Here is a 24,771-nt window from a genome sequence, read left to right as displayed (position 1 = left end):
TTTTACACCTAGAAAAAATGAAAATTAATACTGCCGAATTTGTTATCAGCAACTCCGATGTATCCAAATGTCCAAAAGACTTTTTGCCGGAATACGCTTTTATTGGCCGATCAAATGTTGGGAAGTCCTCTTTGATAAACATGCTAACGAATCATAAAAAGCTAGCTAAAACATCAGGAAGGCCAGGAAAAACACAATTAATTAATCATTTCTTGATTAACAGCAATTGGTTTCTTGTAGATTTACCGGGTTACGGTTATGCTAAAGTTTCTAAAAAAACGAAATCAATTTTTCAGGAATTTATTACTGATTATTTTGAAACCAGAGAACAATTAGTTTGTGCATTTGTTCTGATTGACATTCGTCATGAAGCGCAAACCATAGATATTGAATTCATGTCCTACATGGGCGAAAGTGAAATTCCTTTTTGTATTGTTTTCACCAAAGCTGACAAAATCAGTAAAGTAAAAATTGACTCTCATATTGCGGCTTACAAAAAGAAAATGTTCGCTAACAATTGGGCCGAAATGCCACATTACTTTGTTACTTCCGCAACAGAATCTACTGGAAAAGAAGAATTATTAAGTTATATTGACGAGGTAAACCAAGAGGTTTTCAAAAACAATAGTCAGTTTTAAAAACTATATTTAGAATATAAAAAATCCCAAAACTAAAGTTTAGTTTTGGGATTTTATTTTTTTAGCAAGCTAGTTATTCTATTTTGTCAACTCCAATTTCTCTGCAAAATAATCACAGAAATCTTTCATGGTATCTGCCATTTTCTCGTCATCAGTAGCACGTTTAAATGTTTCAGACATTGCCACTAAAGTCTGGTGGAAGAAAATTTTCATTTCATCAACCGGCATATCTTTAGTCCATAAATCAATTCGCATACTTTCTTTTGCCTTACTGTCCCAAATAGACAACATAATTGCTTTTGCCTCTTCTTGTTCAACTCCACCGTCTTTGGCAGACCACATTAATTTTTCCGGAACACGGTTTTCATCTAATTCAATTAGAAACTTAATTTCTGATGTATTTTTATTCGACATTACTTTTTAGGTTTGTATTTTGATTTCACAAATATTTCTTTTGCATTGGTTTTTAATAAATCTACCAAAGGCACGTCATTATTTATCATATAAGAGCGTACCATTTGCCATCCTATCCAGGCACCAACCTGCCCTGGTGATTCATTATCAATTTCTAAATAAAATTTAGAAAATGGCGCCGGATTTATAAACCGGGAAATTAATTTTTGATCATTACTGTAAAGCATTTCTTTTTCAATAAAATAACGCCACATGTAACTTTCATTTTCTTGACACCATGTTATCTGTTCTGGAGTATATCCCATTTTTTCAGCATCGGTATAATCCGGCAAAAGTAAGTCTTTTAAATACAATTGCTTCCCATAATAAATCATTTGGCTTAACAAATCTTTATCTAAAACCGGTGGAATTTTACCTGCTGAAAAACTCGAAACTACATCTGGAGCGATTTGTCTTTCCTCAAAATTTTGTTTTAAATAATTTGGAAACTGATAAAACTTATGATTCTTTCCTAAATACAATTCAAGTGAAATCACCACCAAACTATCCGCATAAATAGCCTTATTTTTATAATCCATTTCAGAGATTATAGTGATCACTTTTGGCGTTTTTGTCTTAGGGAAATAGTATTTGATATGTTTAAAAAGTGTTTCTAACTCTAATTTTACGGGCTCAAAATCACCATATTTTTTTTGAACTTCTGCATACAATTCTCTCCATAAGGGATCTTGCATTTTACTCAACCAAACACTATTATCATTTCCTGGAGGAAAAAAAAACGGAAACTGTTTTTTTACTTTTTCTAAATCCTGTGGTGGAGTTTCAAAAAATATTTTATCAAAGCGCTCCACTTTTACTTCCAAAGGAATTGCTGTAACAGCACTTTCTACTTTGTTTTTCTTGTCACAGGATAAAATAAAGAGACAAAAGACTACAAGAAACAGATATTTTTTCATATATATTAATTAAATTTGTTTCCAAAGAATCTAAGGAAACGAACGCGCAACAAATTGATTTTGCAAATATACATTCCTGATTTTTAAAACGTAAACTATTATGACTAAAAAAAGCACATTACAAGTTGAAAAAGTGAATACCCACATTGTAAATTGGTTAAAAACATATGCTGAAAATGCAAAAGTAAATGGTTTTGTAATTGGAGTTTCCGGAGGAGTAGATTCGGCAGTTACCTCAACATTATGTGCACAAACAGGATTAAAAGTTTTATGTGTTGAAATGCCCATCCATCAAGCACAAAGTCATGTAACTCGTGGACGGGAGCATATTGAACAATTAAAAAAAAGATTCCCTAATGTATCCAGTATTGAAGCTGATTTGACCTCAGTTTTTGAAACTTTCAAGACAGCAGTTCCAGATGTTTCAGATACAGCTAGACTTCATTTATCTCTTGCCAATACTCGAGCACGATTAAGAATGACAACGCTGTATTACTTTGCGGGGATTCATTGTTTATTAGTCGCAGGAACTGGAAATAAAGTAGAAGATTTTGGAGTGGGTTTCTATACAAAATATGGTGATGGCGGAGTTGATTTGAGTCCTATTGCTGATTTAATGAAGTCTGAAGTCTTTCTTTTAGGAAGTTATTTGAAAGTTCCGGACTCTATTTTAAATGCATCCCCTACTGATGGATTATTTGGCGATGAAAGAACTGATGAAGATCAATTAGGTGCCAGTTATGACGAATTGGAATGGGCAATGACCCAAGATGAAGCTGGACAATCTTCAGATGCTTTTTCAGGAAGAGAAAAGGTTGTTTTCGAAATTTATAAGCGATTAAATACGATCAATCAACATAAAATGACAGCAATTCCTGTTTGTTTTATCCCAAAAGAATAAAGAAGTCACATTTTATATTGATTTACAATTAATTACAGAATTTATTTATTAATTTTACATTTCCAATAACAAATAATTCTAAAAATTTAAAATCATGATTAAAGTATGTATAGCCGATAATTATCCTGTTGTGCATTTTGGAGTAAAATCTTACTTTAAAGATAATGCAGACATATCAATAGTTGCCAATGTTGGTAATTTCTTGATGGTACGGGATATACTTTTAACTAAAGAGATTGATGTCTTAGTTTTAGATTTGGAGCTGGAAGGTCTTTCCAGTATTTTTGAGGTTAAAGCAGTCTTGAAAAATTTTCCAAAAACTAAAATTATCATCTTCAGTGGTCTTTCAGAACAAATTTATGCTCCAAATGCTATTAAAGCAGGAGTTTCAGGATTCATCCACAAAAAAGAAAAACTAGAAACTTTAGGAATTTCAATTATCAAAGTCCACCAAGGAAAGATAATTATAAATGAAACCGTAAAGAAAAATCTAGCCCTAATTGCAAAACAAAGTAAGAGCGAACGCTTATATCGTAAGCTTTCTAATCGTGAAGTAGAAGTTTTACGCTATCTAAGTGACGGTAAGAAGAATCATGAGATAGCTGATATTCTGAAACTAAACGAAAAAACAATTAGTACGTACAAATTACGATTACTTACTAAACTAAATGTTACTAATTTAGTAGACTTGGTAAACAAAGCAAAAACTTTAGAGATCGTTTAGTACCGCGACATAACTCTCCCTAATTTTTTTGAAAAAGAATGGACTAATATATTATAATCCATAACCATAGACAAAGGCTCTGTATTATCTGAACCAGTTTCGGATGATAGAGAGCTTTTTAATGATATCTCACTACTACTCTACCAGTTTTATAAGAGAACTTTGTTTTAAGTTTAATATAATCCATTATTTCAGCTATTACCTCACTATTATCTATTTCAGATTCTTTTGAAACTGAGTTCTTAGCATTTTCTATAAATTGACTAATCAAATACCATCTTAACGTAAATAAATTATCTGTTACATTTTGATTCAATTGCTCTAATTTAGTCTTCGGAAAAATATTTTGTCCTTCCCAATTATGCAATACATATTTCTCATTATTCATCACAATATCAGTAATTATTTGAGCAAATTCTGGTTTCAAATGCATTAGATATCTCTCTAAATTAAAATTATCATTTTGCAAATAAACACTTATTACATCATTATAAATCTCTTTAAACAAACCAGTTGCAAATTCTATTTCATCCTCCTGTAGACTTAAATATATTTCTTCATAAACCTTTCTTTCTTTCTTTACAACTACTTCACCAACTTCCCCTTCAGGATTAGTTCCAATCAATACCCCTTCAAATTTTTCAGAAATATTTCCGTATGATAAAAGTATGTTTATAATTTCACATTCTACAATACCCAAAGTATCTACCTTCTCCGCATCAACAGGATTTTCATTTTTTACAACTTCAAAAGCTTTTTGTTCTTGTTTTTGCTTTTTGCCAACTTCAACAACATCTTTTTGAACTAATTGTGCTAAGGTACTCACAAGCACTTGCTCCGAAATATCCATAATTCGGGAACATTCCTGAATATAAATTTCACGTTGAATTCTATCCGGAATCTTAGAAATACTGACAACCATATCCCGAATCAAGTCTGCTTTTTTTATAGGATCATTCTTGGCTTCATTCATCAAAAGCGAAGCTTTGAACTGAATGAAATCTTTAGCATTATTTTCAAGGTATAATACTAAATCATCATAAGACGTTTTCTTAGCAAAACTATCTGGATCTTCTCCATCAGGAAAAGTGCATACTTTTACATTCATTCCTTCTTCAAGAATCAAATCGATTCCACGAATGGAAGCACGCAAACCGGCCGCATCTCCATCAAAAAGAACGGTAATATTCTTTGTCAATCTATTAACCAAACGAATTTGATCTGGCGTCAAAGCTGTCCCTGAGGAAGCAACAACATTTTCAATTCCAGATTGATTGAACTGAATTACATCCGTATATCCTTCAACTAAATAACAATTATTCAATTTCGCAATGGATTGTTTGGCTTGAAAAATACCATACAACACTTTACTTTTATGGTAAATTTCACTCTCTGGTGAATTCAGGTATTTTGCCGCTTTTTTATCATTGGTAAGAATCCTTCCTCCAAAACCAAGAACTCTTCCTGACATACTTTGTATTGGGAACATCACACGCCCTTTGAACCTATCGAAAGGCCTGTCATCTCTAGGAATTGTGAGTCCTGTACTTTCCAGGAATTCTAATTTATATCCTTTGCCTAATGCTTCTTTAGTAAAAGCATCCCAAGCTTCTGGAGAATATCCTAATCCAAATTTCTTTATGGTTTCATTTGTAAAACCGCGTTCTTTAAAATAAGAATAGCCAATTGCTTTCCCTTCTTCAGAGTTTAAAAGTGTATTATGAAAATAGGTTTTTGCAAATTCCGAAACCAAATACATACTTTCTCTAACATCAGTATTGGCTTTCTCTTCATCCGTTTGCTCGGTTTCTTCAATTTCAATATTGTATTTTTTGGCTAAATAGCGAATGGCTTCCGGATACGTAAACTTTTCGTGCTCCATCAAGAAAGCCACAGAGTTCCCACCTTTTCCAGAACTAAAATCTTTCCAAATTCCTTTGGCAGGAGAAACCATGAACGATGGTGAACGCTCTTCAGAAAACGGACTTAAGCCTTTGAAGTTACTTCCTGCACGTTTCAAGTGTACAAAATCACCAATCACCTCCTCAACACGAGCAGTTTCGAAAACAGTATCTATGGTAGCTTTTGAAATCAAGTTAGATATAAAATTTAATAATTGAAAAGTGTGTAAAAATACACAAATCAAAGTTTAAAATTCAATATCTAAAACAAAAAAAGCACTTCTTTCAAAGTGCTTTTCAAAGTATAAAACTAACTAAAACAATTTCTAATTAAAATCAAAACGCACTCCTAAGGAAACGTTATTCTGTTTCACTGTATTGTCTTTGAATAAAGGATTCAAGTCATATTTCAAGTACAAACTGGTAGATTTATATCCTACATAAGTGCTTAATCCATATATAAAACTATCAACATTAAAATCACCTTTAGTTATTTCTATTGATTTATACCCATCAATATCATAATTTATATGTTGCTTCGATTTTAGATTTGTACCCACGTACCCTCCTAAACCAATACGAAAACTATCGTGTGTTTTAAAATAAGTCTTCCCATCTCTTTCTTTGGATTTTGTGAAGTCAAATTCTAAGTGCATTGGAAATACTAAATTTACATTCTTGAAACGAGAATCATCCTGATGAATAGGATTTACCTGAAGGTTTGTTTGGTTTCCATCTACTACAAAATACCTATTGTCTGTAGCTCGCAAATTATTGTACATTACAGAAAACCCGTATTTTGCATGCAATAGATTGTTGTTTTTTAAAATTCTAGTATTATAACTCAATCCCCACTCGTAAAAATGCGATCCTAAATACCTAAAATCTGATTTTTGTACAGAGCCATCAGTCACTACATTATTCAATCCAGCAGCGAATACAAATTGTGAAGTAGTTCTTTTGGACTGGCGCTCTTCTTTATCTTCCTGACCATTATAAACCTTCATTGAAGTGATATTAATTTCGGTTTGAGAACCAATTGAATTTGGATTGTTACCTAGAATAATTGTTCGACCTCCTCTTCTATGATCCTTTTCATCCGCTACTTTTCCATCAACTTTATCTTGTACCAATTGATTTAACTTTACTTGTTCAACACTCACTTTTGCTTCAATGGCTGCAGCATGAATTTTTGCTTTTTGCATTTTAAGGTCACTTGCTTGCTCCTTAGTAACAACACCTTTTTCTAAGTCATTATCAATTAATTCCACAGCCACTTTTAGTGCATTTTTTTCATTATCTGTAATGGCTTTAATTTCGTTACTAATAGCTTTAGCTTTGGTTTCAAAGGAAATTACTTTATGGTCTCTTCCTTTATTTTGTCCGGTTTCTTCAAAGGAGTCGTCAACTATTTCTATTGTTACATCCTTAAACCAAATTTGCCCTGTTTCATTTAATAAAATACCATACGAAATAGCTGTTGCCTCAGTTGGAACATATAAAACCACCTCATATTTAGTCCAATCCTTAGTTCCTTTGATAGGTCTTCTTTGCATATTATCAAAAGCTAAAACTGCTGCAGTATAATAATCTACTCGCATCCACAACCCTGCCCATGACTTTACATTTTCACTTTTCACATACGCAGTCATTTTGACTGTTTTTCCCAAAAATGCATCCGGTTGTATGGTTTTCATTATAGTACCAAAACCATTCGTTTTACTTTGAATCGATTTAATTTTGTAAACCGTTTGATTGTTTTTTTCAGCCCCTGCATCTGATCCCATTTCATAACTATCCGGCTTTGAACCTCTATAGTGCCAGTCTGAACTATTTTTTATGGCATCTACTCCTTGAGCGTTTACCTTACATAGAAAGGAAAGCACCACAATTGCTGTGAATAAAATAATTTTTTGCATGATTTTCGTTTTTTGATTGATGATTGATTTTTATTGATGATTGATTTTTATTCTTCGTAATTTCTATTAACTAAAACTGTTTTTATAGCATTAAAGTTTTTATTGAATTTGTTCAATGCAGACTCTCTAAATGATTGATTTAATTCTGTTTCAGCATTTGACAACAAACTGTTTGGATTTACCACAATAGCTTTTCTAGTTTTTTCAATTGTTTTATCAGTAGCTTTAGGTTCAAATTTAGTATTCGTAACTTCCGCTAATAATTTTTCTGCTGAAATATATTTATTTACACTTGTTGATTGGTAATTCTTGTTTTCAGAAGAATTAACTACAGCATCATTTTCTTTTGATTGATTGATAATTAAAGCTTCCTCCTCTTTGTTATTAAGTTGCTTTGGCTGCTTTTTCAGATTATTATTATCAGCGACAACTTTATGTGTCTCTACTATTGTTTTTTGAACTTGGCTAGGTAAAACAGTTTCATTAATTATTCCTGGCTCTTCTAAATCATTCCTATCTATTTTTTGTTCTATAACTACTGGATTTCCCTTATCTATTTTTACAGTTTCAAAACCTTTAAAATAAACCGTACCTATTAATAGAAATCCAACAAAACTTGCCGCCATGAACATCCAAGGGAATTTTGTTTTTTGTTTTTGCTTCGCCTGTTCGCTATTGCTCGAGTCAGCTACCGAAAGCATTGCATCCAGTTTGCTCCAAGCCATTTCTGATGGTTTGATCTCCCGAGAATTCAATTGCTCTTTGAACTGGGTTTCTAATTTATTCGGTTCCATAACTGTAATTTTTTAACGTATTAATCTGCCCTTGCAGCATTTTTCTGGCATGTGACAACTGCGACTTTGATGTTCCTTCATTAATCCCTAACATACTTGCAATTTCCTGATGCTTATACCCTTCAATAGCATATAAATTGAAAACCATTTTATAACCATCCGGCAAACTGTCTATTAAAAACTGAATATCGTCTATTGAAAATTGGCTTTCAATGTTGTTGAAACTTTCTTCAAAATAGGTTTCGTCTTCACTATACTTTAGCTTTTTTTCAACTCGGATAAAAGAAATACATTCATTGACCATGATTCTTCTAATCCAACCTTCGAAACTTCCTTTGTGCTGAAAATTCTTCAGATTCGTAAACACTTTCATAAAAGCAGTAATCATGATATCTTCGGCCTGATGAATGTCTTTTATGTATTGACGGCAAACACTTAACATTTTTGGAGAAAACTGGGTATAAATTTTCTGTTGTGCATGCCGATTATTCTCGACAGCTAACTCGATTAATTCATTTTCCTCCTGATGTAAGTTGATTACTTTCAAAATCTTTATAAAGTGTTTCTATAAGTATAGACGATTGACAATGCAAAAAGGTTGCATCTTAAATAGAAAATTTTTTGATTCTAAAAAAATTAAAACCAAAAAAGTCAATAAAATCAATAGTTAACGAGAGAAAATTATTTTTAAAAAAATTATTTTTTTCTTTCAATCACATAATTCACCATCAAAATCAGCGCGTCTTTAAACTCAGAATCCGAATAATTATCTAAAAGCAAAAGGGCTTCTTGCTGGAATTCGACCATTTTTTGTTCTGCATAAAGCAATCCATTATTGTTTTTTACAAAAGCAATAACTTCTTTGACGCGTTTTTTATCTTTATTATGGTTTTTAATGGAATTGATAAGCCATGTTTTCTCTTTGGAAGTACACGTATTCAGGACGTGAATAAGTGGCAGAGTCATTTTTTGTTCTTTGATGTCAATTCCGGTTGGTTTACCAATGGCATCTTCTGTGTAATCAAATAAATCATCTTTTATCTGAAAAGCCATCCCGATAAGTTCTCCAAATTTACGCATGTTTTCTACCTGAACTTCATCTTCAATAACGGATCTTGCACCAAGAGCGCAACAGGCAGCAATAAGTGTCGCTGTCTTTTTTCGGATGATTTCATAGTAAATATCTTCTGTGATATCGAGTCTTCGGGCTTTTTCAATTTGAAGTAATTCGCCTTCACTCATTTCGCGAACAGCGACAGAAATAATTCGAAGCAAATCGAAATCGCCATTATCAATAGAAAGCAACAATCCTTTGGACAATAAATAATCACCCACAAGTACCGCAATTTTATTTTTCCAAAGCGCATTAAGCGAGAAAAAACCTCTTCTGCGATTACTGTCATCCACTACATCATCATGAACTAATGTCGCAGTATGAATCAGTTCGATAACACAAGCGCCACGATACGTTCGTTCGTTTACAATTCCGGCTGAAACCATTTTAGCAGTCAGAAAAACAAACATAGGACGCATTTGTTTTCCTTTTCTGTTGACGATGTAATACGTGATTCTATTTAACAAAGCCACTTTTGAGGTCATCGATTCATAGAACTTTTTTTCAAAAAGTTCCATTTCATTGAAAATGGGCTGTTTTATTTGTGAAGTAATATTCATTAGAATTCAAAGATACAATTTTAGCCTAGAATCTTACAAATGCTTGCATTCTTTTGAATATTTTTCGAAAAGAAAACTCTTAAGCTTCTTTATTTGCCAATTGTCCACAAGCTGCATCAATATCTTTTCCACGACTTCTTCGCACTTTTACTACAATTCCGCTAGCTTCAAGCGCTTTTATGTACGCATTAATTGATTCTTCAGAAGCTTGTTGAAATTCCCCATCATCGATAGGATTGTATTCAATAAGATTTACTTTGCAAGGAACGTATTTACAAAACTTCACCAAGGCATCTATGGAAGCTTTATTGTCATTGATATCTTTCCAAACGACATATTCGTAGGAGATTTTGCTTTTAGTTTTTCGGTACCAATATTCTAATGATTCACGTAAATCCGCTAAAGGAAAATTAGCACTAAACGGCATAATTCTGGAACGAATTTCGTCGATTGCCGAGTGTAGCGAAACTGCTAATTTGAATTTCACATCATCATCAGCTAATTTCTTAATCATTTTAGGAACTCCCGAAGTCGAAACCATAATACGTTTAGGTGACATTCCTAAACCTTCCGGCGACGTAATCATTTCGATTGCTTTCAAAACATTGTTGTAATTCATAAGCGGTTCTCCCATTCCCATGAAAACAATATTCGACAACGGATGATTGTAATACAAACGGCTTTCTTTATCAATGGCAATTACCTGATCATAGATTTCGGCCGGTTCCAGATTTCGCATTCTTTTTAATCGCGCTGTAGCGCAAAAGTTGCAATCTAAACTACAACCTACTTGACTGGAAACACACGCTGTAGTTCTTGTATTTGTAGGTATCAAAACCGATTCTACCACCAAACCATCATGCAAACGAACGGCATTTTTCACGGTTCCGTCTTCACTGCGCTGCATCGTATCCACTTTGATGTGGTTAATAACAAAATGCGTCTCCAACATCGTACGTGTTCCCTTAGAAACATTGGTCATATCCTCAAAACTATGTGCGCCTTTGCTCCACAACCATTCGTAAACTTGATTGCCACGAAAGGCTTTGTCTCCATTTGCTACGAAAAAATCTCGCAATTGTTCTTTTGATAAGGATCGTATGTCTTTTTTCTCGATTTCCATGATGCAAATTTAATGACAATTTGTTGATTTGTTGATTTGATAATTTGATAACTTTGCTTCCAATTGAAAAAAATTCAAAAAATGCATTTCATTTCCCAAGATTTAGAAGATTATATCGAGCAACATTCTCAAAAAGAGCCTGCTTTACTGGCGGCGTTGAATAAAGAAACGTACCAAAAAATTCTGTTGCCACGAATGTTGAGCGGTCATTTTCAAGGTCGGGTTTTGAGTATGTTGTCTAAATTGATTCGGCCGGTGAATATTCTGGAAATTGGTACTTACACAGGTTATTCGGCGTTGTGTTTGTGCGAAGGCATGCAGGTAACCGGACAATTGCACACGATAGACATCAAAGAAGAATTAGTTGATTTTCAAAGAAAACATTTTGATAAATCGCCTTGGGGGAAACAAATTGTACAACATTTAGGCGAAGCAGTTGACATTATTCCAGCGCTTGACTTGAAATTTGATTTGGTTTTTATCGATGCTGATAAAGAAAATTACCTCAACTATTTTGAATTGATTCTTCCAAAAATGAATACAGGCGGAATTATCTTATCAGACAATGTATTATGGAGTGGGAAAGTTCTGGAACCGTTACACCCAAATGATTTGAGTACAAAAGTATTACTGGAATACAATCAGTTATTAGCAACTGATCCCAGAGTAGAAACGGTTTTGTTGCCTATTCGTGATGGATTGACAGTAAGCAGAGTTCTATAGTTTCGATATTTCTATTGAAAACAAATGCCCTAGCCCTGATAGAAGCGGCATCCTTTTTCTTGTTATTCTGACCTAAGGAAAAATAACAAAAAAAGATACAGCGTAGAGCAGGAAATAGCTCCAGCTTATTTCGTTTCTCGTAATAACTATTGTGGAAAATACTTTTGTTGTGCCATTTTGTATCCTTTGAACATCAAAAATCCAAAAGTAAAACCGAATAAATAACCCGTAAGAATATCTAACGGATAATGCAATCCCAAGTAAATTCTACTGTATGCAAAGATGAGTGGCCACAAGAACAGGAAGCCGAAAAACTTGATTTTGTCTTTAAAATTAAAGAACAAAAATGTAGCAACTGCCATTGAATTTGCAGCGTGACCTGAGAAAAAACTAAATGAGTTTCTGACTTGAACGATGCGTATAAAGGAATTTATTTCAGGATTATTACATGGTCGCAATCGTTGAAATCCGTTCTTGAATACGTTTGTTGCTTGATCTGTAAATGTGACTAAAGCCGCTACAAAAAGCAATAAATATAAGGTTTGCTTAGCGCCAAGTTTTTTATAAAGAACATACAAAAGGAGTAAAAAAAGAGGAATCCAGTTGCTTTGTTTCGTAATAAATAACCAAAGTCCATCATAGGTTTCTGACCCTAATCCATTCAAAAAAACAAACAATTTTGTATCTAAAGACAGTAATTTATCCAACATTACATCTGACGTTTTATAGGTCCTGCAACATCTTCTATAGCTTCTTTAGTTGTTTCGATTTGAGTGGTAGTTTCGCCCAGTAAATTGTCTTTGGCTTTATTAATTTCTGAGGTGATATTTCCGGTTATATCGCTAATTTGAGACGTATCTCCCAATAAATCATCCTTAGCTTTATTGATATGAGATGTAATATTTCCTCTTAAATCGGTTAATGTTTGTGTATCAAATCCATTAGCCTCAGCTCCTTTTTGAATTTCACTTTTTATGTCATTTGTAGCATGTTTTAATTGTGCCATTGCTTTACCCATGGTGCGGGCTATTTCCGGTACTTTATCTGACCCAAAAAGCATCAGTACTATAAACATGATAAAAATTAATTCGCCTCCTCCTATGCCAAACATATTTTTTGTTTTTTATTGCTACAAATATACCTAATTTTGAATCTTTGACTTTTAATTTTTTCATAAAAAAAAGACTCTTTTCAGAGTCTTTTTTAATTTTATGTCTTTATTTAATCAAATTTAGACTTCACTTCTTCTTTAGGCCAAGCGTTATTGGTTACATCAATATCAGCTGTTTCTAATTTTGGATCTATCTGAATCTTTTTAATTGCTTTTTCAGTTGCATACACTTTCTTAGCGGTATCGTTGTTTTTTCTCCAAATTTGAGCTGGATATTTGAATGTTTCTTTCGTATCATCTTCGTAAGTCAATTCAACAATAATTGGCATTAACATTCCTCCTGGCTTGTTAAACTCTACTTCGTAGAAATACTTAGGAGATTTTAATTTTAACTTTTCATCTGCAGAGAAGTTTTGGTTTACATACTCAGATAGTAAATTTACATCTGCAATTGCCAATGCTTTCTTGTCTTTAGCTGATAATTCTTCACTTGTTCCAGGAACTAAATAAACGAAAGGTCCTTTTTCTTGACCAAAACGCCCTCTTCTTACTACAGCGTCTTTCAATTCTTTTGTTGCTGTCTCAGACACGAAATATTGTTTTACTTCTTTCACTCCGATATCTACAAAATCAGTAGAGTAAAACCATCCTCTGAAAAACCAATCTAAATCTACTGCTGATGCATCTTCCATGGTTCTAAAAAAGTCTTCTGGTGTAGGATGCTTGAATTTCCATCTGTTTGCATATACTTTGAAAGCATGGTCAAACAATTCTCTTCCCATAATCGTTTCTCTAAGGATGTTTAAACCTGTTGCCGGCTTACCATAAGCATTAGCACCAAATTGAACTATCGTTTCAGAGTTTGACATAATTGGCTCCAAGAATTTTTGATCTCCACTCATGTAAGGAACAATTTTACTTGCCGGTCCACGACTTGAAGGGAAATTTGTACCCATTTCTTGTTCAGCCATGTATTGCATAAAAGTATTAAGACCTTCATCCATCCAAGACCATTGACGCTCATCAGAATTTACAATCATAGGAAAGAAATTGTGTCCTACTTCATGTATTACTACACCAATCATTCCGTTTTTAATACGTTCACTAGTCACTCCTTTTTCGTCAGGACGACCATAATTCCAACAAATCATTGGGTATTCCATACCTTGATCTTCTGCTGAAACAGAAACTGCTTTTGGATAAGGATAGTCAAATGTATGAGATGAATAACTTTTTAAAGTATGAGCAACAGTTCTAGTTGAAGTTTCTCCCCAAAGTGGATTACTTTCTTTAGGATAAACTGAAATTGCCATAACTGTTTTGTTAGTCAATTGAACTGCCATTGCATCAAGAATAAACTTTCTTGACGTAGCAATACCAAAATCCCTTACGTTTTTAGCACTAAATTTCCATGTTTTTTTCTTTTCTGAAAAACCTTTTTCGCTTGCTTCAGCTTCCGCTTGAGTAACAATTACAACTGGTTTGTCAAATGATTTTTGAGCCAGTTCGTATCTTTTTACTTGCTCTGCAGTAAAGACTTCGCTTCTGTTCATCAATTCCCCTGTAGCTTCCATAACGTGATCTGCAGGAACGGTGATATTTACATCAAAATTTCCAAAAGGCAACGTAAATTCTCCCGTTCCCCAAAATTGCATATTCTGCCATCCTTCAACATCATTATAAACCGCCATTCTAGGATAGAACTGAGCAATTACATATAATTTATTTCCTTCTTTTTCGAATAATTCATATCCAGAACGACCACCGTCTTGTCTGTAATTATTGATATTATACCACCAATTGATAGAAAAAGTAAATTTTTCACCAGGTTTCATTGGCGTTGCTAAATTAATACGCATCATCGTTTGATTGATCGAATAGGACAAAGCATTTCCTTTTATATCTTTCACGAACTCAATGTTAAAACCACGCTCTTGCTCTTGTTTCAAGAACTTATTTGCGAAGTTTCCAGCAGGAAAAACCTGTTCCATTCTTTGGCTTTCCGCCAATGGAGTCTGCGAAGTTTTCGCAGCTTGATTTTGGTCTAACTGAACCCATAAATACTCTAAAGTATCTGGAGAATTGTTATAATAAGTAACCGTTTCAGAACCAGTTAATTTAGATTTTTTGTCATCAAGCTCTACATTTATCTTGTAGTCAGCCTGTTGCTGATAGTAAGCCGGACCCGGAGCTCCAGAAGCCGTACGAAACATGTTAGGTGTTGCTAACAGGTCATACATTTGACTAAACTTATTGGTATCATATTTTCCTGTTTGTTTTGGCGCAACAGGTGCCGTTTTTTCTTGGGCAAATAAAATTGCGGGAAGAAGTAATAATAATGTAAATTTTTTCATAGGTGGAAATCTGGTTATCAGTGCGTGAAAATAATAATTTAAAACAAATTTCTCTAAATTTATTCATATTTTAACATTCCCTTGGATGTGGACTCTGTAAATAGTAGTGTATTTTTTACACCAGCCACATTAAAATGCATAATATTCTGTTGCTCTGAATTTCCTTCTATGATAACTGTGTTATAAATTTCGAGTGAATTAATTTTAGCGACTTCTTTAATACTTAAATAACAAATAAGTACATCTCCTTCCATTTCTTTACTTAAAAGATTCATGGCCTTCGGTTGTCCATTTATTTTTACGGAGAATTTTTCGCTTAAATACTTTTTCAACAAAATCAAATCTTCATCTGTTTCTTTTTCGGAGCCCAAATTGATTTTTTTACTATACTTTTTCCCAACGGCGCTATTCAAATCATCAACAAAAATACGAGCGGTAATTTGAAGCATTTTCTTTTGGGGAGCGTAATTTACTTGGTATAATGCTACATAAAATTTATGTACACTAAAAGAAGTCAACGTTAAAAATAATAGGCCAAAAAAAGTAATTAAGATTGTTTTTTTCATACGAAGATTCTATTTGTTTTTATCGGAATATGGTATCGCAATTCTTGAATCTTATTTGTATTTTGGAATCATGGCGATTTCATTTTTCAAAAGTAGTAATTCTTTTAAACTCTTCGTTCTTGGTGATTAAAAAATCAATTAGTAAAAATTCGTCTTCTTGTTTCAAAAGGCTTTTTGATTTTGGATCATTCTCGCAATAATCCAGAAAAAGTCCAATTTCCTCTTTTTTCAACTTCAATGTATTTGTAAAGAAATAATTGTCAATTCCTTTAGAAACCACATCCGAGAAATCCACATTAGAATTCAAATCGGCTTTTTTTGCCGAATCATTCTTGAATACTTTAGAAACCATTTTAAATATTCTAACAAAATCCATTCCGTTTTCTATACTTCCATCCGATGGCATGGTTCTATTCACTGGCGAAGATTTCACATCGTCAAAAAATTGCAGGTCTACAATTCCCTGAGAATTTCCGGTTATTGGTTTTATCTCCGCTTTACGCTTCACAATAACTTCCTTCAAAAGCGTAGTTTGTGCTTCTAAATTAACTACAAACAACGGTTTTGAAAAATCGTCGTCCCGAATCACAATTTTTTTAGACTTGAAAGATGCGCTTGAAACTAACAAGGTGTCTTTGGCTTTCGCCAAAATATCAAAAAAGCCTTGGTCGCTTATAAAGGTTCTTGTTTTTGAATTCAAATTAAAAACATACCCGTTGTCTACCAAAGCAGATTCATTTACAAATTGACCGTGCAAAGACTTTCTGTTTCCATTTTGACCAAAAGAAAGTTGGCAAAAGAAAATCAAACAAAGGATTCTTATTTTAGTTTTCATCTTGCATTATTTTATAAGCATTATTTTTTTTCAATCTAGCAATTGGCTTTAGCCATAATAAAAAATTCTCCATCACTATTTGAGATGGATGTTTTTTCATTTACTAAATTTAAGATATTTATTCCACTTATATAAGCCGAATCGACTCTAATTTTACCATGAAGCAGCTTTTCAGCAGAAGTTTGTCCAAAAGAAATTTGGCACATTAAAAATAAAACTACCAGTAGAATTTTATTTATTTTCACCTGTAATAATTTCATTGTAATTTTCGGCAAGCCTTACAATTAAAAACATAACCATTGTCTTGTTTTTAGATCGCAATGCATTTGCAAAAGCAGTATCATCAATACAGTAATATTGAAAACCTCTAATATAATCTGTGGGAATTTTTAAATTTTCGATATAATATTTATCTTCAAAAAGAACTTCGATTCTAGCTAATAATTGTTCTTTTTTCTCAATTACAATTTCCTTTTTCAGCATGGCTTTTCGTCCTGAAATGGTATTCAGCAATCCATCGATACCATTACCGGAAGTTGCCGTGTATAATTTCCTTTCGGCTGGTGTATATTTTTTTTGCCCGTAAGGTATAATTCCTAAGCTCTCTGCTGTAATGGAAGATTCATTCACGATAACTTCTTTCAAAATAATACTTTTAGGAATCATCTTTACTGTAATAACTTCCTGCAGCATATCCTGCTTGTCCATTTTCATTCGGAGACCTTCTAAATTAACCGCAGTAAACACCAAAACATCGCCTTCTTTTACAGCAATAGTAAAGAAACCGTTCACATCCGAAAAAGCAGTTTTATCCGTTGTTACATTCTCAATCGTAATGCGATCAACCGCAACAGAATCGGAGATAATTTTTCCTCGAAGTTCCTTTATGTTGTCAGCTTGAGCAAAAATGACTTGCGCGAACAAAAAAACAATAAACTGTAGTGTAATTTTAATTTTCACCGGCGATTATTTCTTTATATTTAGTTGCTAACTCTCCAATTAAGAAAGTAGTCATCGTTACATTTTTAGATTTTAAAATAGTCACAAATCTTTCGTTGTCAACAATATAATATTCAAATCCTTTGATATATTCAGAAGGTATTTTTAATGTATTTACAAAATAATCAATAGTAAACATATTCTCTAATTGCCTCATATACGATTCTTTCTTTTCGACTTCAACTTCTTTTTTAAGCATTTTAGTCCTTCCTGAAAACCAATTCAATAATGGATCCGCTGAGATTGAACCACCCATCATCGAGCCTGCATTAGCTGTGGCATTAAGATTACTGGCAGTATATAACTTTCGTTCTGCCGGAGTATATATTTTTTGTCCCTTTGGAATTATTCCCATTGATACCGCATTGATACCGCTTCTTACAATAACTTCGCGCAATTGATTTACTATCGGCATCATTTTCACAGAAAGCATTTCTTGTTCAAAATCCTTTTGGGTTAAGCTAATTCTAATCTCTTTGAACTGCCCTTCAGTAAATAGTAATGTATCTCCAACTTTAGCCAAAATAGAAAAATTTCCCTCTTTATCTGTGACTAAAGCTTGCTCGCTTTTTAAGTTTATCACATAAATTCCTTCTAAAACAGAAACGTCAGAAGTCACTTTCCCTTTCAATCTTATTCTAGAAGTTTCCTGTGCTACAACATTCGTTGTTACAAAAGCCAAATACAAGTACACAATTCTAATCATCCCTTTTTAAATCCGTTATTCACACCTCGTAAAAGTATCTTAATGCGTTCCAAATTAATTACTAATGGGTTGGTAAAAAAATGTTAATTAAAAATGTGAAATCAAAAAGACTGATTTAATACCTTTAGCACAAATTATTCACTAAAAAATGAAAAATATACTAATCGCAAGCACTTCTACTCTTGCTAACCAGAATTACCTGGACTATTTATTACCTGAATTGCAATTGCATTTTAAAGACTGTAATACTATTCTTTTCATTCCTTACGCAAGACCCGGAGGTATTTCTCATGAGGAATACACTGCAATGGTTAGCTTGGCTTTTGCCAAAATAAATAAAAAAGTAATCGGAATCCATGAATTTGAAGACGCCACTCAAGCTTTGAAAAATGCCGAAGGAATTTTTACTGGAGGTGGAAGCACCTTTGTTTTGGTTTCCCAATTATACAAAAATAACAGTATAGAAATCCTCTCTGAAGTTGTAAAAAATGGAACTCCGTATTTAGGAACAAGCGCCGGAAGTAACATTTGTGGATTAACGATACAAACGACAAATGACATGCCAATTGTTTATCCTCCAAGTTTTAAAACTCTGGGATTAATTCCTTTCAATTTGAACCCACATTATTTAGACCCTGACACCAATTCAAAACACATGGGAGAAACTCGTGAAACCAGAATAAAAGAGTTTCATGCTTATAATTCAGTACCCGTTTTAGGATTAAGAGAAGGAAGTTGGCTGGATGTAAAAGGAGACAAAATCACTTTGAAAGGCGATTTGACAGCACGCCTGTTTAGACAAAATCAAGCACCTGAAGAACTGGAAAGTGGAACTGATTTAAGTTTTTTAAAGTAATCCTAAAATAAATTACAAAAAAAGCCGAAACAATTAAGTTTCGGCTTTGAAGAGCGAAAGACGAGGCTCGAACTCGCGACAACCAGCTTGGAAGGCTGGAGCTCTACCAACTGAGCTACTTTCGCATTAAAACAGTAAAATAAAAAACCTCAAACCTAAATTTGAGGCTTAGAGCGAAAGACGAGGCTCGAACTCGCGACAACCAGCTTGGAAGGCTGGAGCTCTACCAACTGAGCTACTTTCGCATTAACAACGGTGCAAATATAATTAATAAGTTTGCTTCAATGCAAGTTTTTTTCTTAAAAAATCACAAACTTACCCACACGATCTTTTTTAATAAAGCATATAAAAATCATAAAGAATTTAATATGAAATTATTATACCTTTATTACGCTTAAAAAAACAATCTAAAACATCAAAAAAATTATCGTTTTTTGAAGCATTTTCAGTAAGACATCCCGTACTTCGGGCAGAAAACAGTTCCGAATTCAGGAAATAGCAGTCTTAAAACAGCATCAAAAAAGGGTTTTGGAGAAAAACTCATTCAAAATTCTGAGAAATTCGCACGAAAAGAAGCATTGGATTCCATGAAAAAATGGAATATCAATTCAAAATATTACCTTTTAAAATAATAAGGAGTTGAAGAACACATTATCATGTTTAAAAAAACGAATAATGAAGACGTTGGTTCTAATATTGTTAATCTATGTAACTATTAGTTGCAAAAAGGAAGAACTAAAAAGTGAGGTAATCTTGAAAAATGACATTTCAAATCCTCCTGTTTTACCTGAAGATGAATCCGTTAGAATTGACTCCATACTACTAACTTCTTTTAACAACAAAACACTTTTCAATTTTTATAAAGCGACTAACTACAGAACAATTTGGCAATCTGAGGATAGTAGAAAAATAATTTTAACAGAACTCCTTAAATCTGATGAGGAGGGATTAAATCCGGAGGACTACAAAGTAAAAACATTAAGTGATTTTGAAAAAAAATCAGCAACACTAAACGATTCTGATTTAGCCAAATACGACATTTTACTGACCGAAAGTTTTCAAAAATACATTTCACATTTGACAAACGGAACATTAAACCCCAGAAAACTATATAAAAACTGGGATTTAAAAGAAAACTACATTGACCTTAACGAGACTTTGACTAATTTACTGGACAGCGATTCCTTAGCAGACAAAATAAAACAATTGAAACCCAATCATATTGTTTACAAAAGATTAAAAAAAGCATTAAAACTGATTAATACCTTTCCTAAAGATGATTTCAAAGCGTTAAAAATCGCAGAAATAATTGCTCCAAACGATACCAATCCTTCCATAATTGATATTAAAAAAAGATTGACTTACTGGAAAGAATTGCAACCGCAAGACAGCTTAACGCCTATCTATGATCCAGAAACCATACTTGCAATAAAGAAATTTCAAAGTCGTCATGGCTTAGCTATCGATGGAATAATTGGACCTGCAACAATTTCCTCACTCAATTTTTCCAAAAAACAACGAATGCAACAAATCATAGTAAATCTTGAGCGCTGGAAATGGTATCCTAAAGAAATGGGAAAAGAATATATAATCATTAATATTCCCGACTACAGATTGACATTAATTAAAGATAAAGATACGTTGAGAACGCACAGAGTAATAGTGGGAAGAGCGAAAAGAAAAACACCTATCTTATCGTCTAAATTAACTCAGGTTGTCTTTAACCCAACTTGGACTGTCCCTCCCACAATTTTGCGGGAAGATGTTATTCCTGCCATTTTAAAAAACCGCAGTTATTTATCGGAATCAAATATTAAGATCTATGATCGCAATGGGAAAATCGTAAGTCCTTACGAATGGCAATTATCGCAAGCCAAAAGTTATCGTTATGTACAAAGTCCAGGAACTTTTAATTCGCTGGGAATGGTTAAAATTATTTTTCCAAACCGCTTCTCTGTTTATTTACACGATACCAATCACAGGGATTATTTCGACAAAATAGATCGTTCGTTGAGTTCGGGTTGTGTTAGAGTTGACAATCCATTAGAATTAACAGAATATTTATTGAACGATGCCGTAAATTGGAATCTGGAAAAAATTACAACAATCTTGCAAAATGAAAAAACAAAATTTGTAAAAATCAAAAAAGAAGTTTCCTTTCACCTACTATATTGGACCGCTTGGAGCGAAAACAACGAACTGATTTTTAGAGATGATATTTACAATCTAGATAATGATTTATACACTAAATTAAGAAATTGATTCTGTTCCAAATTTAGAAGCCCTTGACGGATGGTAAATAAAAAAACATGATTTGTTTTTTATGGCACTGATGATATCTTTAGACAATTCTACCGGCACAGCAGGACAACCTTGACTTCTGCCTAATCTGTGATTATTTTTGATAAATGAATTAGAAACATAATCAGCCGCATGCATCACCACGCCTCTTGCTCTTGCATTGTCATTAACTCCTTTTTCCAGACCATCTAATTTAAGTGACATCCCATGTTTACCATTATAAATCTCACCCGTTGCATAAAAACCTAAACTGCTTTTATACGACTCAGCTGAATTTGAAAAATTAGAAGCAAATTCATCTCCTGTATTTCTACCATGTGCCACGAGAGAATGAAATAATATATCTCCGGTAACTAGATCAATAACCCAAAGTCTTTTGGTATTCGAGGACAAACTAAAATCAATTAAGGTGAGAATATCTTTCTTAATTAATCCTTTTTCTTTCAACGAATAATACCCTTTTAAAGCTTCAGCAAAACTTTCTAATTTAGGCAAAGCAAATTTATCAGAATGCAAATTATTGTAAGCCAATTCAATTTTAGCCTCAACACTAGATTCTACCGTTTTGGCATAAACTACTGGTTTAACATCACTTGGCTCTGAAAGGTTTGTTTTGCTTGTAGAGAAAGAAAACAGCATAAACAAAATAGTAGGAAATAGATTATAAATCATTGATTATCTTTAAGTTATAAATAAATTCGGGATTGCAAACCTACGTTAAAAAATCAAAATCGAAACATTTTTAACAAAATTTTAGTCCATTTATAACGTATTACTTGGTGAAATATTGAGTGAAAAATCATAAAAAACACAATTTCTATGTTAATTTTGTTATTTTTGTTTAGAATCAATCCCAATTTATGTCAAAGTTACATTCGATAGCTATATTTTATTTAATATTCTTTAGTTATACTGCTTACAGCCAAAAAAAAACGCTTCAAGCAAAATCCATCACTGAAAATATAACAATTGATGGAAAAATAAATGAAGAAATTTGGGAAACTGCCTCAGTTGCTACCAATTTTGTAATGTTTGAGCCTGACAACGGAAAACCAATAAGCAACGATAAAAGGACAGAAGTAAAAGTACTCTACGATAACAATGCCATCTACATATCGGCATTACTTTATGACAATGAACCTGAAAAAATTCAACGTGAAATAACAAAACGAGATGTTTTTGGGGTTTCAGATCACTTTTCAGTTTACATCAACGGATTCAATGATGGCCAACAAGATTTTAGGTTTTTTGTAAGTGCTGCAGGAGTCCAAATGGATTGTTTAGCAATTGAAGATTCTGAAGATTTTACTTGGGATGCCATTTGGGACAGTGAAGTAACAGTAACGGAATTTGGTTGGGTTGTTGAAATGAAAATTCCTTATGCTGCCTTACGATTTTCAAAAGCTGACAAACAAACTTGGGGCTTGAACTTCATGCGTGAAATCAAACGCGATGTACAAAAATATACTTGGAACAGGATTGACACTAAAATTGGCGCTGTTATTCCTCAAGCAGGAATTCTTCAAGGAATTGAAAGTATACAAACTCCTACCCGACTTTTCTTGATTCCATATTCATCCGCATACTATCAACAAAGTGATATTGGTTCTGACACGACTTTAAAAGCTGGGTTGGATATAAAATACGGCATAAACGACTCCTTTACATTAGATGCTATTTTAGTACCTGATTTTGGACAGACAAAATTTGACAATGCCATTTTAAATTTAGAGCCTTTCGAACAACAGTTAGAAGAAAATAGACCTTTTTTTACCGAAGGAACTGATTTATTCAACAAAGGAGGTTTATTTTATTCCCGAAGAATTGGTGGGGCTCCAAGCACTGAACCCGCTACGGCAGCAAATGAAGAAATAACCAATTATCCAAGCACGGTAGATTTGTTGAATGCCGTAAAAATATCTGGCCGTACTGAAAAAGGATTAGGAATTGGATTCTTGAATGCCGTTACTGAGAGAACTAAAGCTACTATTTTAAATAATGACACAGGCGAAGTTAGAAAAGAAGTTATCGAACCATTAACTAATTACAATATGTTGGTTTTAGATCAACGTTTTAACCAAAACTCATCTGTTTCTTTTGTAAATGCGAACACCACCAGAAATGGCGATTTCAGAGATGCGAATGCTTCGGCATTATTGTTTGATTTAAATACAAAAGAAAATACGTATAATTTATATGGAGATTTCAAATACAGTTCCATCAATACAGTTGAAGATTACGATGGATTTAAGACCGAAATAGGATTTGCAAAAACAAGCGGAAAATATCGTTATGGATTTTCCGGAAAATATGTATCCGAAAACTATGATGTAAATGATTTAGGGATTAATTTTTATTCCAATTATCATAATGCTTATGCAAATGGAAGCTACAGAATTGTAAATCCGACTAAAGTTTTTAATACTTTCAAAATAAATCAATATATAAATTTTGAGGTTGACAACACCTCAAAAAAACTACAAACCGGTGCATTTGGAACAGAAATAAAAGCAACAACATTACAAAACGATTACTTAGAATTTGTAGTTGAATTTTCACCATTTAAAACTTTTGATTTTTATGAACCTCGTGAATATGGCAAATATGTGTTCCTTCCTGAAAAAGTTTTTACTGCAATAAATTTTGCCACTAACGACAATAACCCTTTTACATTAGTTGTGCAACCTTCATTGTCCAAATTCAATGAGAATGACCGAAATGTTTATGGTTTTTATATAAGTCCAAAATACCGATTTAACGACAGGCTTTCTATTGCATACGTATTGGATTATTTTAACGAAACTAATGATCGTGGTTGGGTTGATACTGACAATACAGGGATAATTTTTGCTGAACGCAATAGAGAAACAGCTCAAAATGATTTTACGGGAAAATATGCCTTGAATAATAGAATGACAATAAACCTGACTGCACGTTATTACTGGTCCTATTCTAAAAATCATCAATTTTTCACCTTACAAAACAACGGTTATTTAACTCCGAACAATACTTACGCACAAAACAAAGACAGGAATTTTAATTCTTGGAACTTCGATTTGTCTTATTCTTGGTGGTTTGCTCCTGGAAGCGAAATATCCATTTTATACCGTAACTATGGATTAGAAAGAGCGAGTATAGTCGAAAAAGATTTATCTAAAAATCTAAAAAGTATTTTTAATAGCGACTTAACCAATGTGCTTTCCATAAGCATTCGCTATTTCATTGATTACAATGCCGTGAAAAATAAATTTTAATTTTTCGATCAAACTGTAACAT

General features: G+C 33.0%; 24 protein-coding genes and 2 tRNA genes. 7 read left to right on the top strand and 19 right to left on the bottom strand.

Annotation, left to right across the window (positions count from 1 at the left end):
• Positions 1–17: 17 nt before the first annotated feature.
• Positions 18–638 carry a ribosome biogenesis GTP-binding protein YihA/YsxC gene (yihA, locus tag CLV00_RS06920; protein ID WP_099714436.1) on the top strand — a complete coding sequence of 207 codons (621 nt, stop codon included), beginning with the start codon at positions 18–20 and terminating at the stop codon, positions 636–638.
• A gap of 78 nt (positions 639–716) precedes the next feature.
• Here the strand turns inward: yihA and gldC are convergent, their stop codons facing one another.
• On the bottom strand, positions 717–1,052 hold the full coding sequence (gene gldC / locus CLV00_RS06915; protein WP_091165314.1) for a gliding motility protein GldC: 336 nt from the start codon (positions 1,050–1,052) through the stop codon (positions 717–719).
• Positions 1,052–2,008 carry a gliding motility lipoprotein GldB gene (gldB, locus tag CLV00_RS06910; protein ID WP_099714435.1) on the bottom strand — a complete coding sequence of 319 codons (957 nt, stop codon included), beginning with the start codon at positions 2,006–2,008 and terminating at the stop codon, positions 1,052–1,054. The genes gldC and gldB overlap by 1 nt, the downstream gene beginning before the upstream one ends.
• 100 nt (positions 2,009–2,108) lie before the next feature.
• Here gldB and nadE point away from each other — a divergent pair, with 100 nt between their 5' ends.
• Together nadE and CLV00_RS06900 are read left to right on the top strand one after the other, a co-directional pair.
• Complete coding sequence (gene nadE, locus CLV00_RS06905) at positions 2,109–2,909, top strand: NAD(+) synthase (protein ID WP_099714434.1); 801 nt, start codon at positions 2,109–2,111, stop codon at positions 2,907–2,909.
• A gap of 94 nt (positions 2,910–3,003) precedes the next feature.
• Positions 3,004–3,633, top strand: a complete 630-nt coding sequence (locus CLV00_RS06900; protein WP_099714433.1) for a response regulator transcription factor — start codon at positions 3,004–3,006, stop codon at positions 3,631–3,633.
• A gap of 118 nt (positions 3,634–3,751) precedes the next feature.
• On the opposite strand, the gene dnaG is transcribed toward CLV00_RS06900, so the two are convergent.
• The 6 genes from dnaG to rlmN all read right to left on the bottom strand — a co-directional run bounded on the left by dnaG (position 3,752) and on the right by rlmN (position 11,044).
• Positions 3,752–5,728, bottom strand: a complete 1,977-nt coding sequence (gene dnaG, locus CLV00_RS06895) for a DNA primase (protein WP_099714432.1) — start codon at positions 5,726–5,728, stop codon at positions 3,752–3,754.
• 132 nt (positions 5,729–5,860) lie between these two features.
• Positions 5,861–7,453: a hypothetical protein gene (locus CLV00_RS06890; RefSeq protein ID WP_099714431.1), complete on the bottom strand. Its 1,593-nt coding sequence runs from the start codon at positions 7,451–7,453 to the stop codon at positions 5,861–5,863.
• Positions 7,454–7,500: 47 nt separating this feature from the next.
• Positions 7,501–8,247, bottom strand: coding sequence for a hypothetical protein (locus CLV00_RS06885; RefSeq protein WP_099714430.1), 747 nt, complete (start codon positions 8,245–8,247; stop codon positions 7,501–7,503).
• Complete coding sequence (locus tag CLV00_RS06880; RefSeq protein WP_099714429.1) at positions 8,234–8,794, bottom strand: RNA polymerase sigma factor; 561 nt, start codon at positions 8,792–8,794, stop codon at positions 8,234–8,236. Before CLV00_RS06880 ends, CLV00_RS06885 begins: the two co-directional genes overlap by 14 nt.
• Before the next feature lie 149 nt (positions 8,795–8,943).
• Positions 8,944–9,921: a polyprenyl synthetase family protein gene (locus CLV00_RS06875; RefSeq protein WP_099714428.1), complete on the bottom strand. Its 978-nt coding sequence runs from the start codon at positions 9,919–9,921 to the stop codon at positions 8,944–8,946.
• A gap of 79 nt (positions 9,922–10,000) precedes the next feature.
• Positions 10,001–11,044, bottom strand: coding sequence for a 23S rRNA (adenine(2503)-C(2))-methyltransferase RlmN (rlmN, locus tag CLV00_RS06870; RefSeq protein ID WP_099714427.1), 1,044 nt, complete (start codon positions 11,042–11,044; stop codon positions 10,001–10,003).
• Between the two features lie 81 nt (positions 11,045–11,125).
• Here rlmN and CLV00_RS06865 point away from each other — a divergent pair, with 81 nt between their 5' ends.
• Entirely contained in the window at positions 11,126–11,767 is a 642-nt protein-coding gene (locus CLV00_RS06865; RefSeq protein WP_099716267.1) for an O-methyltransferase, read from the top strand.
• Between the two features lie 146 nt (positions 11,768–11,913).
• On the opposite strand, the gene CLV00_RS06860 is transcribed toward CLV00_RS06865, so the two are convergent.
• The 8 genes from CLV00_RS06860 to CLV00_RS06825 form a co-directional block, all read right to left on the bottom strand.
• Complete coding sequence (locus CLV00_RS06860; RefSeq protein WP_099714426.1) at positions 11,914–12,477, bottom strand: phosphatase PAP2 family protein; 564 nt, start codon at positions 12,475–12,477, stop codon at positions 11,914–11,916.
• Positions 12,477–12,878: a twin-arginine translocase TatA/TatE family subunit gene (locus tag CLV00_RS06855; RefSeq protein WP_099714425.1), complete on the bottom strand. Its 402-nt coding sequence runs from the start codon at positions 12,876–12,878 to the stop codon at positions 12,477–12,479. Before CLV00_RS06855 ends, CLV00_RS06860 begins: the two co-directional genes overlap by 1 nt.
• 110 nt (positions 12,879–12,988) lie before the next feature.
• Complete coding sequence (locus tag CLV00_RS06850; protein WP_099714424.1) at positions 12,989–15,232, bottom strand: M1 family metallopeptidase; 2,244 nt, start codon at positions 15,230–15,232, stop codon at positions 12,989–12,991.
• A 59-nt stretch (positions 15,233–15,291) separates the two neighbouring features.
• Positions 15,292–15,798: a DUF6702 family protein gene (locus CLV00_RS06845; protein ID WP_099714423.1), complete on the bottom strand. Its 507-nt coding sequence runs from the start codon at positions 15,796–15,798 to the stop codon at positions 15,292–15,294.
• Between the two features lie 79 nt (positions 15,799–15,877).
• Positions 15,878–16,633, bottom strand: coding sequence for a hypothetical protein (locus CLV00_RS06840; RefSeq protein ID WP_099714422.1), 756 nt, complete (start codon positions 16,631–16,633; stop codon positions 15,878–15,880).
• A 35-nt stretch (positions 16,634–16,668) separates the two neighbouring features.
• Positions 16,669–16,893: a hypothetical protein gene (locus tag CLV00_RS16390; protein WP_099714421.1), complete on the bottom strand. Its 225-nt coding sequence runs from the start codon at positions 16,891–16,893 to the stop codon at positions 16,669–16,671.
• Positions 16,865–17,593: a hypothetical protein gene (locus CLV00_RS06830; RefSeq protein WP_233206866.1), complete on the bottom strand. Its 729-nt coding sequence runs from the start codon at positions 17,591–17,593 to the stop codon at positions 16,865–16,867. Before CLV00_RS06830 ends, CLV00_RS16390 begins: the two co-directional genes overlap by 29 nt.
• A complete protein-coding gene (locus CLV00_RS06825) occupies positions 17,583–18,338 on the bottom strand; it encodes a hypothetical protein (RefSeq protein ID WP_099714420.1) in 756 nt (251 codons plus the stop codon). The genes CLV00_RS06830 and CLV00_RS06825 overlap by 11 nt, the downstream gene beginning before the upstream one ends.
• Positions 18,339–18,486: 148 nt before the next feature.
• Here CLV00_RS06825 and pepE point away from each other — a divergent pair, with 148 nt between their 5' ends.
• Positions 18,487–19,194: a dipeptidase PepE gene (pepE, locus tag CLV00_RS06820; protein WP_099714419.1), complete on the top strand. Its 708-nt coding sequence runs from the start codon at positions 18,487–18,489 to the stop codon at positions 19,192–19,194.
• Between the two features lie 52 nt (positions 19,195–19,246).
• Here pepE and CLV00_RS06815 read toward each other — a convergent pair.
• Positions 19,247–19,319, bottom strand: a tRNA-Gly gene (locus CLV00_RS06815).
• Between the two features lie 47 nt (positions 19,320–19,366).
• A tRNA-Gly gene (locus CLV00_RS06810) sits at positions 19,367–19,439 on the bottom strand.
• 430 nt (positions 19,440–19,869) lie between these two features.
• Here CLV00_RS06810 and CLV00_RS06805 point away from each other — a divergent pair.
• Positions 19,870–21,456: a murein L,D-transpeptidase gene (locus CLV00_RS06805; protein ID WP_099714418.1), complete on the top strand. Its 1,587-nt coding sequence runs from the start codon at positions 19,870–19,872 to the stop codon at positions 21,454–21,456.
• On the opposite strand, the gene CLV00_RS06800 is transcribed toward CLV00_RS06805, so the two are convergent.
• Positions 21,445–22,167, bottom strand: coding sequence for a murein L,D-transpeptidase catalytic domain family protein (locus CLV00_RS06800; protein ID WP_099714417.1), 723 nt, complete (start codon positions 22,165–22,167; stop codon positions 21,445–21,447). The genes CLV00_RS06805 and CLV00_RS06800 overlap by 12 nt on opposite strands.
• Positions 22,168–22,355: 188 nt before the next feature.
• Here CLV00_RS06800 and CLV00_RS06795 point away from each other — a divergent pair, with 188 nt between their 5' ends.
• On the top strand, positions 22,356–24,749 hold the full coding sequence (locus CLV00_RS06795; RefSeq protein WP_099714416.1) for a DUF5916 domain-containing protein: 2,394 nt from the start codon (positions 22,356–22,358) through the stop codon (positions 24,747–24,749).
• Positions 24,750–24,771: the final 22 nt, after the last annotated feature.

This window comes from Flavobacterium sp. 11 (assembly GCF_002754315.1).
GTDB lineage: Bacteria > Bacteroidota > Bacteroidia > Flavobacteriales > Flavobacteriaceae > Flavobacterium > Flavobacterium algoritolerans.
The sequence above is the reverse complement of the archived record's forward strand: the minus strand, read 5'-3'. Positions and strand labels throughout refer to the sequence as shown.

Excerpts from the sequence above, each read along its gene's own strand:
- yihA (WP_099714436.1), top strand. The coding sequence starts at position 18 with ATGAAAATTAATACTGCCGAATTTGTTATCAGCAACTCCGATGTATCC.
- gldC (WP_091165314.1), bottom strand. The coding sequence starts at position 1,052 with ATGTCGAATAAAAATACATCAGAAATTAAGTTTCTAATTGAATTAGAT.
- gldB (WP_099714435.1), bottom strand. The coding sequence starts at position 2,008 with ATGAAAAAATATCTGTTTCTTGTAGTCTTTTGTCTCTTTATTTTATCC.
- nadE (WP_099714434.1), top strand. The coding sequence starts at position 2,109 with ATGACTAAAAAAAGCACATTACAAGTTGAAAAAGTGAATACCCACATT.
- CLV00_RS06900 (WP_099714433.1), top strand. The coding sequence starts at position 3,004 with ATGATTAAAGTATGTATAGCCGATAATTATCCTGTTGTGCATTTTGGA.
- CLV00_RS06890 (WP_099714431.1), bottom strand. The coding sequence starts at position 7,453 with ATGCAAAAAATTATTTTATTCACAGCAATTGTGGTGCTTTCCTTTCTA.
- CLV00_RS06885 (WP_099714430.1), bottom strand. The coding sequence starts at position 8,247 with ATGGAACCGAATAAATTAGAAACCCAGTTCAAAGAGCAATTGAATTCT.
- CLV00_RS06875 (WP_099714428.1), bottom strand. The coding sequence starts at position 9,921 with ATGAATATTACTTCACAAATAAAACAGCCCATTTTCAATGAAATGGAA.
- rlmN (WP_099714427.1), bottom strand. The coding sequence starts at position 11,044 with ATGGAAATCGAGAAAAAAGACATACGATCCTTATCAAAAGAACAATTG.
- CLV00_RS06865 (WP_099716267.1), top strand. The coding sequence starts at position 11,126 with ATGCATTTCATTTCCCAAGATTTAGAAGATTATATCGAGCAACATTCT.
- CLV00_RS06860 (WP_099714426.1), bottom strand. The coding sequence starts at position 12,477 with ATGTTGGATAAATTACTGTCTTTAGATACAAAATTGTTTGTTTTTTTG.
- CLV00_RS06855 (WP_099714425.1), bottom strand. The coding sequence starts at position 12,878 with ATGTTTGGCATAGGAGGAGGCGAATTAATTTTTATCATGTTTATAGTA.
- CLV00_RS06850 (WP_099714424.1), bottom strand. The coding sequence starts at position 15,232 with ATGAAAAAATTTACATTATTATTACTTCTTCCCGCAATTTTATTTGCC.
- CLV00_RS06845 (WP_099714423.1), bottom strand. The coding sequence starts at position 15,798 with ATGAAAAAAACAATCTTAATTACTTTTTTTGGCCTATTATTTTTAACG.
- CLV00_RS06840 (WP_099714422.1), bottom strand. The coding sequence starts at position 16,633 with ATGAAAACTAAAATAAGAATCCTTTGTTTGATTTTCTTTTGCCAACTT.
- CLV00_RS16390 (WP_099714421.1), bottom strand. The coding sequence starts at position 16,893 with ATGAAATTATTACAGGTGAAAATAAATAAAATTCTACTGGTAGTTTTA.
- CLV00_RS06825 (WP_099714420.1), bottom strand. The coding sequence starts at position 18,338 with ATGATTAGAATTGTGTACTTGTATTTGGCTTTTGTAACAACGAATGTT.
- pepE (WP_099714419.1), top strand. The coding sequence starts at position 18,487 with ATGAAAAATATACTAATCGCAAGCACTTCTACTCTTGCTAACCAGAAT.
- CLV00_RS06805 (WP_099714418.1), top strand. The coding sequence starts at position 19,870 with ATGAAGACGTTGGTTCTAATATTGTTAATCTATGTAACTATTAGTTGC.
- CLV00_RS06800 (WP_099714417.1), bottom strand. The coding sequence starts at position 22,167 with ATGATTTATAATCTATTTCCTACTATTTTGTTTATGCTGTTTTCTTTC.
- CLV00_RS06795 (WP_099714416.1), top strand. The coding sequence starts at position 22,356 with ATGTCAAAGTTACATTCGATAGCTATATTTTATTTAATATTCTTTAGT.